We start from the raw sequence: 14,062 nt of genomic DNA on the forward strand, positions 1-14,062 counted from the left end.
GGAGAGGGTGACGGGGGGACGACGGGGGCGGGCAAACGGTGGGGACGGCCGGCCGTGACCGATCGGCGCGGCCACCGATTCGCGGGCGACCGTGCGGCTTTGTTCCGGACGTGCATCGGGGGGCAGACGCGCCTGCCGTGCCCGGCCCTTTCTTGATTAGGCTGGGGCGGGGCACGAAGCGAGTACCCGGCACAGGGGGATGCGCGTTCCGGGGGTGACCCGGGGGGACAGCCCAAGAATCGAACGACAGCAATGGTCGCCCCAGCACGCTATGAGGGTGCTCGACCACACCAGGAGGAACTGTGAGCAGCGATCGGGACGGGATCCGCGGGGGCTGGGCGACGCCCGGCGATGACCAGCCCGACGCGGAGGCCGCCGTCGAGGCGACGGGTGAGTTCACCATCGACTACGCACCGCCTGCCTGGTACACGCAGAACGCGTCGGGGGGTTCCGACGGGGCGGGATTCCCGGCGACTTCGGGGACGGCCGGGACGGCCGGGGCTGCCGGGACGGCGGGGGCTGCAGGGACGGCGGGGCCTTCCGCCGCGGCCGTTCCGGGGCCCGCCGCTCCCCCGGTGCCGGCCGTCCCGCCCACGGCTCCGCCCGCGATGACTCCGCCTGTTCCGCCCGCCGCGCCCACGCCGCCCACCGCGCCCACCGCGGATGCTCCGTTCGCCCCGCCCGCCGCCGCTCCCGCCCCGCACATCGGTAACCCCGTGCCGCTGCCCAGGCTGCCCGAGGGCAGCGGGTTCGAGCCGCAGCAACCCGAGCCGCCGCAGGCGCAGTCCCAGCCGTACTCGCCGTCGCAGGGCGAGCAGCCGTCCGCCCAGCCGGCCTCGGACGAGGGCGGCACCGGCAATGGTGGTCTGGACAGCGGCGCCACGATGCGGTTCTCCGCGGCCGCGCTGAAGCGGGAGTTCGAGGAGCGGGCCGCGGCGGCCGAGAGCGAGACCGCGCGGGAGACCTCCGGCGAGGACGCGGGCACGGGCGCGCGGGACGGCGCGCACGACGCCGAGAGCGCCGGGGGTACCGACGGCGTCGCCGGCGAGTCCTCCACCGTCGACGGCGAGAACAAGCCCGGCGAGGACGCCGCGGACGACACCCGCGCGGTGCCCGGCGAGGCCGACGGCGACGAGCACGAGGGCACCGAGCCCTCGGAAACCGCCCCTTCGGAAACCGCCTCTTCCGCGACCGCCCCTTCCGCGACCGCCCCCTCGTCCGCCGAGCCGGAGGGTCCCGCCGCCACGGACACCGACGCCGAGGCCGCTCCCGCCCAGGACGCCGCCACCCCCGCGGGTGACACCGTCGCCGCCGACGCCCTCACGGACCCTCAGTCCGCGGAAGCCACGCCGCAGGCCTCCACCCCGGCCGAGCCCCAGCCCGCCGAGCCCCAGCCCGCCGAGGCCGAGGCACCCGCGCAGGCGGCCCAGGCCCCCCAGGCGCCGCAGGACACCCCCGCCGCCTGGACTCCCCAGCCGCCGCAGCAGGGCGTTCCCCCGCTGCCTCCGACGTACCAGCCGGCCGCCCCGGCCACGGCCGCCCAGTGGCCCGCCCAGCCCCAACCGCAGCCGCAGCAGCCGCAGGCCCAGCCGCAGCCCTCCGCCCCGCAGGGCCAACCGCTCGTGCCCGGGCAGCAGCCGCCGTTCCAGCCGCAGGCACCGCAGCCCGCGCCCGCCGCCTGGAACCAGGCGCCCTCACCGGCTCCCGCCGACCCGTCGGCCCCGGCCGCCCCGGCGGCGCAGCAGCCGCCCGCCGTCCCGATGCCGCCCGCGCAGCCCATGCCGCCCGCGCAGCCCGGCTACGGCTTCCCGCAGCCCGGCCCCGGCATGCCCCCGGCCCAGGGCGGTTACGGCTTCCCCCACCCCACCGGCACCCCGACCCCGCCCGCGCCCGACGCCCACGGCGGCTACGGCTTCCCGCAGCCCGGCGGTTACGGCTTCCCGCAGCCGCCCGCTCAGCAGGACCGGCAGGGCGTGCCCCCGCAGGCGACACCGCAGCAGCCGCAGCCGCAGCAGCCCGCCCACGCGGAACACCCCCAGAATCCGCAACCGCAGGCCCCGCAGGCGCAGCCGCAGCCGCAGCCGCAGCCGCCGATGGCCCCGCACCCCCAACCCCCGTACGCCCAGCCGCCCGTGGACCCCCGCACCGGTGCCGCGTGGCCGCAGCCCGTGCAGCACGACCAGCGCCAGCCCACCAACCCCGGTGCGGCGCCGCTCGGTTACACAGCGGCCGTGGAACTGTCCTCGGACCGGCTGCTCAACACCCGTAAGCAGAAGGCGAAGAGCAGCCGCCCGGCGGCCGGCGGCGGCCGGTTCAAGCTGGGCGGGAAGAAGGAGGAGGCCGAGCGGCAGCGGAAGCTGGAACTGATCCGCACGCCGGTGCTGTCCTGCTACCGCATCGCCGTCATCAGCCTCAAGGGCGGTGTCGGCAAGACGACCACGACCACCGCGCTCGGTTCCACGCTCGCCTCCGAGCGGCAGGACAAGATCCTCGCGATCGACGCCAACCCGGACGCCGGCACGCTCGGCCGCCGGGTGCGCCGCGAGACCGGGGCCACCATCCGCGACCTGGTCCAGGCGATCCCGTACCTCAACTCGTACATGGACATCCGGCGGTTCACCTCGCAGGCCCCGTCCGGCCTGGAGATCATCGCCAACGACGTCGACCCGGCCGTGTCCACGACGTTCAACGACGAGGACTACCGGCGCGCGATCGACGTCCTCGGCCGGCAGTACCCGATCATCCTCACCGACTCGGGCACCGGTCTGCTCTACAGCGCCATGCGCGGTGTGCTGGACCTCGCCGACCAGCTCATCATCATCTCCACGCCGTCCGTGGACGGCGCGAGCAGTGCGAGCACGACGCTGGACTGGCTCTCCGCGCACGGGTACGCCGACCTGGTCTCCCGCTCGATCACCGTCATCTCCGGGGTCCGCGAGACCGGCAAGATGATCAAGGTCGAGGACATCGTGGCGCACTTCGAGACCCGCTGCCGCGGTGTGGTGGTCGTGCCCTTCGACGAGCATCTGGCCGCCGGTGCCGAGGTCGACCTGGACATGATGCGCCCGAAGGTGCGCGAGGCGTACTTCAACCTCGCCGCCATGGTCGCCGAGGACTTCACCCGCCACCAGCAGGCGCAGGGCCTGTGGACCAGCGACGGCAACCCGCCCCCGGTGGCGGCCCCGCCGATGCCGGGCCACCAGCTGCCGGGCCAGCCCGTCCCCGGCCAGCCGTTCCCGGGGCAGCCCCCCGTCCCCGGCCAGCCTGCCCCCGGCCAGCCCACCCCCGGCCAGGGCTTCCCTGGCGGCCAGGGCATCCCCGGTCAGCCGATCCCCGGCCAGCCCATGCCCGGCGCTCCGTACGGCCACCCCGGCCACCCCGGCCAGCAGCCGTACGCGCCCCCGGCCCAGCCCTACGCCCAGCCGGGCCAGCAGCCATACCCGCCACAGCCCGGCCAGCAGCCCTACCCGCCCCAGCAGCCCGGTCACCCCTATCCGCCCCAGCAGGAACAGCCGAGCCAGCCCGCTCAGCCCGCTCAGCCGGGCCAGCCCGGCCAGCCCCCGCAGCACGCCCAGCCGGATCAGCCGGGCCAGCCGGGCCAGCCGGGCCAGCCGGGCCAGCCGGGCCAGGGCGGCGGACAGGCCCAGCCGCCCCAGCAGTAACCCCGCACGCCCACCCCCACGCGCATCCCGACACGCGCACACCCACCCCCACACCCCGGCGCATGACAAAGGCGGCCGGTGCCCCCGAGGCACCGGCCGCCTTCACGTCACGCAAGCGGCTACTCGGCCTCCGCCGCCGCCACCAGCTCCCTGCACTGCTGCACGTCCTTCGCCATCTGCTCCAGCAGCGCGTCCAGCGTCTCGAACCTCGCCTGCCCGCGCACGAACGCGAGGAAGTCGACGGCGACGTGCAGGCCGTACAGATCGAGGCCGACGCGGTCGATGGCGTACGCCTCCACCGTGCGCTCGGTGCCGTCGAACTGCGGATTGGTGCCGACGGAGATCGCGGCCGGCATCGCCTCGCCCTGGGCGTGCAGCCAGCCGGCGTAGACGCCGTCGGCGGGGATCGCGGTGTGCGGCAGCGTCTCGACGTTGGCGGTCGGGAAGCCGAGTTCGCGCCCGCGCTGGGCGCCGCGCACGACGACGCCCTCCACGCGGTGCGGCCGGCCGAGGATCTCGGCGGCGCCGGCCACGTCGCCCTCGGCGACGAGCCGCCGGGTCAGCGTGGAGGAGAACGGCTCGCCGCCGCCCGCCTCACCGGTGACGTACAGGTCGACGACCTCGACCTCGAAGTCGTAGATCTCGCCCTGCTCGGCGAGGAAGTCGACATTGCCCGCCGCGCGGTGCCCGAAGCGGAAGTTGGGGCCCTCGACGACCGCCTTGGCGTGCAGCTTGTCGACCAGGACCTTGACCACGAAGTCGGCCGCGGTCAGCTTCGAGAACTCGGTGGTGAACGGCAGGATCAGCACCGCGTCCACGCCCAGCTCCGCCATCAGTTCACAGCGGCGGTGGTGCGGGGCGAGCAGCGGCGGGTGGCTGCCGGGGCGGACGACCTCGCTCGGGTGCGGGTCGAAGGTGACCACGACGGCGGGGACGCCCAGCTGACGGGCGCGGTCCACGGCGTGCCGGATGATCAGCTGGTGTCCGCGGTGGACTCCGTCGTAGGAGCCGATGGTGACGACGCTGCGCCCCCAGTCCTGGGGGATGTCCTCCAAGCCACGCCAGCGCTGCACTGTGACCGCTCCTCGAACCCGTGTCTGACTCTTACGGATGCCTCTTATGCAGGTCTAAGGGTGCCATGCCGGGTGCTCCCCGCCCGCATCGGCATGGACGCTGTGACCCGTCGCACCCACTGCGGCCGTCCCGCTCCTCGCGCCGAGCCGGGACCATACTCACCTCACCGTCACGCGGGAACCCGCGCACCCGCCAGATTCTCCAGCATCCGCCGGCTGCTCGGCCCGACCACCGCCGCCCAGTCGCCGGGCGCCTCGGCCAGCCAGCCGGCCACCCGCGCGGCGAATCCGGGCACCTCGCGGCCCAGCTCTACCAGGATCCGGTCGAAGCGGGACGCCCCGTCGGGGGTGCGTACGAGGAGCACGCCCAGGCCGTGGACCAGCTCCCGCAGATCGTCGGGGGCTTTGCGGGCGGCGGCGCGCAGCAGTGCCTCCAGTACGGCCGGGTCCCGCTCGACGCTCAGCAGCACCTCGCGCAGCTCCCGGCGGAGCGCTCCGGGGGCGGCCAGTACGCCGGCGAGGGCGGCGCGCAGCGCAGTCGGCGCCGGGCTCGGCCCACCGTCGAGCAGATCGGTGACCAGCGGGAACAGTACGGCGCGGGCGGCGGGCCCGTGGTCCAGGCGGCGGTCGGCGTACCCGGCGACGGCCCCGGCGAGGTCCGGGCGCAGGGCCACCGCCTCGCGGATCAGGGCGGCGACGCGCGGGACGAGGGCGGGGGCGGTGACGTCGGCGAGGATGCGCAGCAGGTCACCGGCGTCGGGGGTGAGGTGCAGCCGGGCGCGGAAGGCGTCGAGCACCGGCTCGGGGTGGGTGGGGAGGGCGGCGGCCAGGGCGCTCGGCGGGAGGTGCGGGTCGCCCGCCCGGAAGTGGTCGAGGGCCCGTGGGAGATGGTGGGCGCGGGTGCGCGGGTCCCGTACGAGCAGGCCGAGGGCGCCGCCGTGCAGGGCGGTGTCGGCGGGGCGGGCGAGCAGCGCGAGCGCGGCGTAGCGCAGCAGCTCGCGGTCGGCCTCGCTGCGGACGTGCGGCGCGGCGCGCAGCCCGTACACCAGCGCGGTGGCGCGCCGGTCGGGCCGTTCGTCGTGCACCCAGCGGTCCACGGCCCGGCAGATCGCGGACGGCTCCTCCTCGGCGAGCACGGCGAGGAGTTCACCGGCGCGGCCGTGCGCGCTGTCGGCCAGCAGCTCGGTGAGGTCGTCCACCGCGCGGTGGCGGTGGGTGTGCAGCAGCGCCTGCGCGGCAGCGGCGACGGTGGCGTGCGGGGTCGCGGGCAGCGGCCGCTCGTCGTCGAACCAGCGGACGAGGTGCGGTTGTACGGCGGTCGGGGCGGCGGCGAGCAGCCCGGCGACGGCGTCCAGGTAGCGGGGGCCCGGCGCGGCCTGGGGGGCGGGGTCGGCGAGGACCAGGCGGCGCAGGAGGTCGAGGCGTTCGGCCTCCGGGAGCCGCAGCCCGGTCCAGAAGCCGGGGCCGAACCCGCGGGGTGCGGGCGGCTGTTGGTGCCCCCGGTCGACGACGCTGTCGGCGAGCCGGCGCAGCACGGCCAGGTAGGGGGTGGCGTCCGGCACGCGCAGCAGGACCTCGCGCAGCAGCCGGGCGGCCCACCAGGAGTGCGGGTCGGCGTCCAGGGCCTGTGCCAACTCGCCGAGCCGCGAGGCGAGTTCCGCCGTGCCCTGCTGGCGGGCGAGGCACAGCAGGGACTGGACGACCGGGCCGATCCGGTGGTGCGGGACGGCCGGGGGGTGGGCCGGACCGGCGGTGCGGGGGCGGTGGACGAGGGCGCGCAGGGCCTCGTCGAGGTCGAGGTGCAGGCCCTGGATCCAGTCGGCGAACTCCTCGTGGGCGAAGCGGTAGCCGTCGCCCGCGGGCACGATCAGGCCCTCGGCGAGGACGGCGGACGCCCAGCCGGTGCCGCCGCCGAGCCGGCCGGGCGCGGGACCCCAGGGGAAGACCGCCTCGAAGGCGGTGCGGTCGAGTTCGCCCTGGGCGGGCCCGAGGCTGCGGCGGGCGGCCTCGTGGACCTGCCCGGCGACGCGGGCGGCCAGACGGCGTACGGCGGTGCCGCGCAGGCCGTTCTCGGCGGCCAGCCGGACCGCGACGCGCAGGCACATCAGGTCCAGGTGGGCGGAGAACACGTCGTGGTGGTCGAGTGGGGCCGGGCAGGGCGCGCCGGGGATCGCGGCGCGGACCTCGGCGAGCAGGCGGAGGGTGAGCGGATGCCGGGCGTCGGCCTCGGCGAGGGCGCCGTCGGGGATGCGGTGGCGGGCGCGGGCGAGGCGGGCCTCCGCCTCGGTGAGGTCGCCGAGGGGCACGCAGGGCGGGCCGCCGTGCCACGGGGTCTCCTCCGCCGCCGGCCTGTACAGCAGCTCCGCGGGGAACTCGGCGCCGGCCAACTCCCAGTACTCGGCCCGGCACGCGACCACCAGCCGCGTGTCCGTCTCCCGCAGCCAGGCGGCCGTCCGCTCGGTCCAGGCGCGCAGCCGGTGGGCGAGGACGGGAGGCATCTCCTCCGGGCCGTCGAGCAGGAGCAGCAGCGGCCGTCCCGCCTCGCGGGCGACACGGGTCAGGCGCTCGGGGGTGAGATCGTCCGGCGAGGCCGACCGGGAGCCGGCCGCGGCGACGATCCGCGCCGCCCGTTCCACGGCCCGGCGCACGGCGTCCGCGATCGAACCGTCGTCCTCACACAGATCCGCCCCCCGCAGCCACAGCGTGGGCGCCGGCCCGCCACCCACCACAGCCGCGACGCCCCCCACACCGGCCCGGACACCGCCCGCGCCGGCCACGGCACCCCCCACGCCACCCCCGACACCACCCACACCAGCCCGGACACCACCCGCGCCGACCCCGGCACCCCTGACGCCAGCCCCGACACCCCCCACACCGGCCCCGCCGCCCCCCAGGACAGCCGCGCCCCCGTCGACCGCGCTCACGTCCCCAGCCACATCCGGCCCCGGACAGGTGTCCGGCCCCGCTTCCAGGCCCAGTCCCGCCCCCAGCCCCGCTCCCGCTTCCGGACCCGCGCCACGCAACCACAATGCCGACGTCCCCACCGCCCCCGCCTCCACGACCGAGGTACGGCTCTCCCCCGCCCCAGGCGCACACGGCACCCGCCCGGCGTCGCCCGCCGCCCCGACTCCCCGGTGCCGGCGTGCGGCGAGTGCCGCGAGCTGTGTCGTACGGCCGCTGCCCGGTGGGCCGACGAGGGCGAGCACCGCGGCCGGGCCGCGCTCGAAGGCGGTGAGGTGCCGCAGGACCGCCTCGCGCTCGACGGGCTCCACCTCCCCGGGTCCCCGGACGCCGGCAGCCCAGCCGGGGCGCCCGTCGAGCGCACCGCCGCCCGGGCTCTCCAGCACCCCGCGCGGCCCGTCCTGCGCCACGGATGTCGCCGCCAGCTCCAGGACCCCGGCGAGGTTGAGATCGGCGCCGTACGCGGGCACGGTCGCCGCGTTGCGGGCCAGCAGCTCGGCCAGCGGGCCGTCGCCGGCCGGTCGCAGGGACACGGCGAAGCCGCACTCGCGCTGCCCGGACCGCAGGGCGGTGCCGACGACGGCGACGACCGCGCCGGTCCCGGCGTCCCGCACCGGTCCCCCGGCCGCGCCGCCGCCGAGCCGCAGCGCGTCCCGTCCGGCGGTGCCGATGGCCAGCTCCAGGGCGTCGTCGATCCGGTGGCAGCGGTCGGTGGCGGTGTACGTCACCTCGGTGGCGCCGAGGACCCGCGCCTCGCGCAGACAGCCGGCGGTGATCCGGACGTAGGCGCCGGTCTCGACGCGGTCGCGCACGGTGAGCGGCAGGGGGTCCACGCCGAGGCCGTCGGCGTGGACGAGAGCCAGGTCCCGTTCGGGCAGCGGGGTGACCGCGTCGGCGCCGATGACGTGGCTGCGGTCGCCGGTGGCGGTGCGGAGGACGAGCCGGGGCAGGCCGTCGACGGTCTCGTGGCTGGTGACGACCGTGCCGTGGTGGTCGGCGACGAAGCCGAGGCCGCGCAGGCGTCCGGCGAGGTCGTGGATGTGGACGAGGCCGTCACCGGGCGGCGGCGATTCGTGCGGGGGGTGAGGGCGTGCCGTGGGACGGCCGCGCGGAGCGTGATCGCGCGGTGCGTGTTCGTCCTGTCGGCCCCGTTCCCCCATCGGACCTCCCCGCCGTGCTCGCCTGCCCCTCGGTCCGACGGTAGGGGCCGGATGATCAGCGGGACAGCTTTCGGGACGAACGCGCCCCCTTGTGCTCCCTCGGTTCACTCCGAGCGCCTGCCCGGACGGGTGAACGAACGCGGGCCGCTGGATAACCCTAGGTGTGGGGGAACCGAGGGGGGACCGTGGAGCGGCGGCACCGCCACACCCCGTGACCGCCGCCGCTCCACGGGCAGGACGCACAACGCCCGTGGAGCCCCGCTCAGCCGAAGACGGCGAGGCTCTTGGCCTTGCCCCGGTGCTCCTCGACGAGGGCGAGGAAGCGGCCCTCGGGGTCGAAGACGGCGACCGCGCCCGCGCCCGCGTACGTCTCGGGCATCTCCAGCCGGACGCCGTTGATGAGCAGGCGGGCCCGCTTGGCGTCGACGTCCCAGCGCGGGAACGCGGCCGCGGCGGCCTCGGCGATCGGCATCACGGTCAGCTCCTGCTGGAGCTGGTCGAGCGTCCTGGCGGCGTCCAGCTTGTACGGCCCGACGCGGGTGCGGCGCAGCGCGGTGAGGTGGCCGCCGACGCCGAGGCCGGCGCCCAGGTCGCGGGCGAGGGCCCGGATGTAGGTGCCGGAGGAGCAGACGACGGACACCACCAGGTCGAGCACGGGGGTGCCGTCCTCGGCGACGGCGTCCCGGACGTCGTACACCGCGAACGACTGCACGGTGACCGGGCGGGCGGGGATGTCGAACTCCTCGCCCTCGCGGACCCGCTTGTAGGACCGCACGCCGTTGATCTTGATGGCGCTGACCTTGGACGGCACCTGCATGATGTCGCCGGTCAGCTTGGCGATGCCGGTGTCGATGGCGTCCCGGGTGACCCCGGAGGCGTCGGTGGCGGACGTGATCTCGCCCTCGGCGTCGTCCGTGACGGTGGTCTGGCCCAGGCGGATGGTGCCCAGGTACTCCTTCTCGGTCAGCGCGAGGTGCCCGAGGAGCTTGGTGGCGCGCTCCACGCCGAGGACGAGCACGCCCGTCGCCATGGGGTCGAGCGTGCCGGCGTGTCCGACGCGCCGGGTCTTCGCGATGCCGCGCATCTTGGCCACGACGTCATGCGAAGTGAAGCCCGACGGCTTGTCCACGATGACCAGGCCGTCGGGCGGGGTGGGCTTGCGGTTCATTCGGCGGCGTCGTCCTCGTCCTCGCCCGGCTTCTTGTACGGGTCCGCCCCGGCGGCGTACTGCGCCTTGGCGGCGGCCTCGCGCACCGCCTCGTCGGACTGGCGCGCCTTGTCGAGGAGGTCCTCGATGGTGCGGGCGGTGTCCGGCAGGGCGTCGGCGACGAAGGTGAGGGTCGGGGTGAACTTCACCCCGGCCGCCCTGCCGACCTCGGAGCGCAGGACACCCTTGGCGCTCTCCAGTCCGGCCGCGGCGGCCTTCCGCTCCTCCTCATCCCCGTACACGGTGTAGAAGACGGTCGCCTCCCGCAGGTCGCCCGTCACCCGGGTGTCGGTGATGGTGACGTGCGAGCCGAGCCGCGGGTCCTTGATCCCGCGCTGCAGCTTCTGGGCCACCACCTCTCGGATGAGGTCCGCCAGCCTCTTAGCCCGCGCGTTGTCGGCCACTGGTCCGTCTCCCGTTCTTTCTCTCTTGCGTTCTTGGGCTGGGGTCGTCGTCAGTCGTCTTCGCCGTGGATGCGCCGGCGTACCGACAGCAGGTCCACCTCGGGGCGGCCGGCGACCAGCCGTTCGCACCGGTCCAGTACGTCGGTGAGGTGCCCCGCGTCGCCGGACACCACGGCCAGGCCGACGACGGCCCGCCGGTGGAGGTCCATATGGTCCACCTCGGCCGCGCTCACCGCGTACTTGCGCTGGAGCTCGGCGACGATCGGGCGGACGACGGAGCGCTTCTCCTTCAGCGACCGTACGTCGCCGAGGAGCAGGTCGAAGGACAGCGTCCCCACATACATCTGTGCAACCGGTTCACCCGCCGGTACGGGATCGATGGTCCTGCCGGCCGTGCGGCCAGGGACTCCCCCAGAACCGTACAACGAAGGGGGCGGGACCATCGACGGATATTACGCTGCGCGACCCCGTGCGGGTCGGCCCGCGCGGACCTGCCGGGCAGGCCCCGGGGCCGCGAAACGGCGCACCGGCCGACGGGAGCGGACTCCCGTCGGCCGGCACGGACCGTGAGCGTTACGCCCGCGGCTTCTCGCGCATCTCGTACGTCGCGATGACGTCGTCGACCTTGATGTCGTTGAAGTTGCCGAGGTTGATACCGCCCTCGAAGCCTTCGCGGATCTCGGTGACGTCGTCCTTGAAGCGGCGCAGGCCCTCGATGGTGAGGTTCTCCGCGACGACCTTGCCGTCACGGATGAGGCGCGCCTTGGTGTTGCGGCGGACCTCGCCCGACCGGATGAGGACACCGGCGATGTTGCCCAGCTTGGACGACTTGAAGACCTCGCGGATCTCCGCCGTACCGAGCTCGACCTCTTCGAACTCCGGCTTCAGCATGCCCTTCAGGGCCGCCTCGATCTCCTCGATCGCCTGGTAGATGACCGAGTAGTACCGGACGTCCACGCCTTCGCGCTCGGCCATCTGCGCCGCGCGGCCGGCCGCGCGGACGTTGAAGCCGATCACGATGGCGTCGGAGCCCATCGCCAGGTCGATGTCGGACTCCGTGACCGCACCGACGCCGCGGTGCAGGACGCGGATGTCGACCTCTTCGCCGACGTCCAGCTGGAGCAGCGAGGACTCGAGGGCCTCGACCGAACCGGAGGCGTCACCCTTGATGATCAGGTTCAGCTGCTGGACCTCGCCGGCCTTCAGGACCTTGTCCAGGTCCTCCAGCGAGACACGGCGCGTGCGCTTGGCGAAGGCCGCGTTGCGCTCGCGGGCGGCGCGCTTCTCCGCGATCTGGCGGGCCGTACGGTCCTCGTCGACCACGATGAAGTTGTCGCCGGCGCCCGGGACGTTGGTCAGGCCCAGGACCTGGACCGGCATCGACGGGCCGGCCTCGGCCACGTTGTTGCCGTTGTCGTCGAGCATGGCCCGCACGCGGCCGTAGGCGTCGCCCACGACCATCGTGTCGCCGACCCGCAGGGTGCCTCGCTGCACGAGGACCGTCGCCACGGCACCGCGGCCGCGGTCGAGACGGGACTCGATCGAGATGCCCTGCGCGTCCTGGTTCGGGTTGGCCCGCAGGTCGAGCGAGGCGTCGGCCGTGAGGATCACGGCCTCCAGCAGCGAGTCGATGTTCAGACCCTGCTTGGCGGAGATGTCGACGAACATCGTGTCGCCGCCGTACTCCTCGGCCACCAGCCCGTACTCGGTGAGCTGACCGCGCACCTTGGTCGGGTCGGCGCCCTCGACGTCGATCTTGTTGACCGCGACGACGATCGGGACGTCGGCCGCCTTGGCGTGGTTGAGCGCCTCGACCGTCTGCGGCATGACGCCGTCGTTGGCCGCGACGACCAGGATCGCGATGTCGGTCGACTTCGCACCACGGGCACGCATGGCGGTGAACGCCTCGTGACCCGGGGTGTCGATGAAGGTGATCTTGCGCTCTTCGTCGTTGACCTGGGTCGCGACCTGGTAGGCACCGATGTGCTGGGTGATGCCGCCGGCCTCGCCCGCGATGACGTTCGTCTTGCGGATGGCGTCGAGCAGTCGGGTCTTGCCGTGGTCGACGTGACCCATGACGGTCACGACCGGCGGACGGACGACCAGGTCCTCCTCGGAGCCCTCGTCCTCACCGAACTCGATGTCGAAGGACTCGAGCAGCTCGCGGTCCTCCTCCTCCGGGCTGACGATCTGAACCGTGTAGTTCATCTCGCCGGCCAGGAGCTCCAGCGTCTCGTCGGAGACGGACTGGGTCGCGGTGACCATCTCGCCGAGGTTCATCATGACCGCGACGAGGGACGCCGGGTTGGCGTTGATCTTCTCCGCGAAGTCGGTGAGCGACGCGCCGCGGGAGAGACGGATGGTCTCGCCGTTGCCGCGCGGCAGCATCACGCCGCCGACGCTCGGGGCCTGCATGGCCTCGTACTCCTGGCGACGCTGCCGCTTCGACTTGCGGCCGCGGCGCGCGGGACCGCCGGGACGGCCGAAGGCGCCCTGCGTGCCACCACGGCCACCGGGACCGCCGGGACGCCCGCCGAAGCCGGGACGGCCACCGCCGCCGGCACCGGGACCACCCGGACGGCCGGCGAAGCCGCCGCCACCCGGACGACCGCCGCCGCCGCCACCGGGACGGCCGCCGCCACCCGGACCGCGGCCACCGGGGCCACCGCCGGGACGCGGGCCCGCAGCCGGACGCTGCGGCATCATGCCGGGGTTCGGACGCGGGCCACCGGGGCCGCCGCCGGGACGGGGACCGCCCTGCGGACGCGGCATCGAGCCCGGAGTCGGACGGGGACCGCCCGGAGCCTGCGGACGCGGACCGCCGCCCTGGGCGCCGGGCGCCTGCGGACGGGGACCGGCGCCGGGAGCACCCGGGCCGCCGGGGCGCGGCGCGCCCTGCGGACGGGGCGCCTGCGGGCGCGCCATGCCGGCGTTGCCGCCGGAGGTGAAGGGGTTGTTGCCCGGACGCGGACCGGCCGGACGGGCGCCCGGACGCGGCGCCTGGCCGCCGGGACGGCCGCCCTGGGCGGCGGCGGGACGCTGACCGCCCTGCTGCCGGTCCTGGCCGGAGGCAGCGGGACGGGAGCCGGGCTTGGGGGCACCCGGACGCGGACCGCCGGGCTTGGGCGCGTTGGACGGGGCCGGAGCCGACGGCGGAGCGGTGAACTCCGGGGCGGCCGGCGCCGGACGCGGCGCGGGCTTGGGACCCGGCACCGGGCGCGGGCCGGGGGCCGGCGCGGGGGCCGAGGGCTGCTGGGCCGCCGGGGCCGCGGGCTGCGGCGCCGCCGGGGGCTTGGGGGCGCCCGGCTTCGGGGCGGCCGGAGCCGGACGTGCCGCCTGGGCCTGCGCCGGGGACGGCGCGGGGGCGGGCTTGGGGGCAGCCTTGCGCGGGGCGGGCTTGCCGGCGGACTTGCCGTTGCCACCGCCCTGGAAGGCGTCAGTCAGTTTGCGTACAACCGGCGCTTCGATCGTCGAAGACGCCGAACGGACGAATTCACCGAGTTCCTGGAGCTTGGCCATGACGACCTTGCTCTCCACACCGAACTCCTTGGCGAGTTCGTATACCCGGACCTTAGCCACTTCGCTCCTTTGAGGT

At 75.3% G+C, this 14,062-nt stretch carries 7 protein-coding genes; 1 reads left to right on the forward strand and 6 read right to left on the reverse strand.

The window, feature by feature from the left end:
* Window positions 1-302 precede the first annotated feature (302 nt).
* Complete coding sequence (locus AB0K92_RS08925) at window positions 303-3,662, forward strand: SCO5717 family growth-regulating ATPase (protein WP_365920816.1); 3,360 nt, start codon at window positions 303-305, stop codon at window positions 3,660-3,662.
* Window positions 3,663-3,781: 119 nt separating this feature from the next.
* On the opposite strand, the gene AB0K92_RS08930 is transcribed toward AB0K92_RS08925, so the two are convergent.
* From AB0K92_RS08930 to infB, 6 genes are all read right to left on the reverse strand, one after another.
* A complete protein-coding gene (locus AB0K92_RS08930) occupies window positions 3,782-4,735 on the reverse strand; it encodes a bifunctional riboflavin kinase/FAD synthetase (RefSeq protein WP_365920818.1) in 954 nt (317 codons plus the stop codon).
* A gap of 170 nt (window positions 4,736-4,905) precedes the next feature.
* Window positions 4,906-8,856 (reverse strand): hypothetical protein, encoded by a 3,951-nt coding sequence (locus tag AB0K92_RS08935; protein ID WP_365920820.1) that lies wholly within the window; start codon window positions 8,854-8,856, stop codon window positions 4,906-4,908.
* A 262-nt stretch (window positions 8,857-9,118) separates the two neighbouring features.
* Window positions 9,119-10,024, reverse strand: a complete 906-nt coding sequence (truB, locus tag AB0K92_RS08940; protein WP_365920822.1) for a tRNA pseudouridine(55) synthase TruB — start codon at window positions 10,022-10,024, stop codon at window positions 9,119-9,121.
* Entirely contained in the window at window positions 10,021-10,467 is a 447-nt protein-coding gene (gene rbfA, locus AB0K92_RS08945) for a 30S ribosome-binding factor RbfA (RefSeq protein WP_365920824.1), read from the reverse strand. Before rbfA ends, truB begins: the two co-directional genes overlap by 4 nt.
* Before the next feature lie 50 nt (window positions 10,468-10,517).
* Entirely contained in the window at window positions 10,518-10,811 is a 294-nt protein-coding gene (locus AB0K92_RS08950) for a DUF503 domain-containing protein (protein ID WP_166002601.1), read from the reverse strand.
* Between the two features lie 229 nt (window positions 10,812-11,040).
* On the reverse strand, window positions 11,041-14,046 hold the full coding sequence (gene infB, locus AB0K92_RS08955; protein ID WP_365920826.1) for a translation initiation factor IF-2: 3,006 nt from the start codon (window positions 14,044-14,046) through the stop codon (window positions 11,041-11,043).
* Window positions 14,047-14,062 lie beyond the last annotated feature (16 nt).

The organism is Streptomyces sp. NPDC052687, from assembly GCF_040678395.1.
GTDB lineage: Bacteria > Actinomycetota > Actinomycetes > Streptomycetales > Streptomycetaceae > Streptomyces.

Excerpts from the sequence above, each read along its gene's own strand:
- AB0K92_RS08935 (WP_365920820.1), bottom strand. The coding sequence starts at position 8,856 with ATGGGGGAACGGGGCCGACAGGACGAACACGCACCGCGCGATCACGCT.
- truB (WP_365920822.1), bottom strand. The coding sequence starts at position 10,024 with ATGAACCGCAAGCCCACCCCGCCCGACGGCCTGGTCATCGTGGACAAG.
- AB0K92_RS08950 (WP_166002601.1), bottom strand. The coding sequence starts at position 10,811 with ATGTATGTGGGGACGCTGTCCTTCGACCTGCTCCTCGGCGACGTACGG.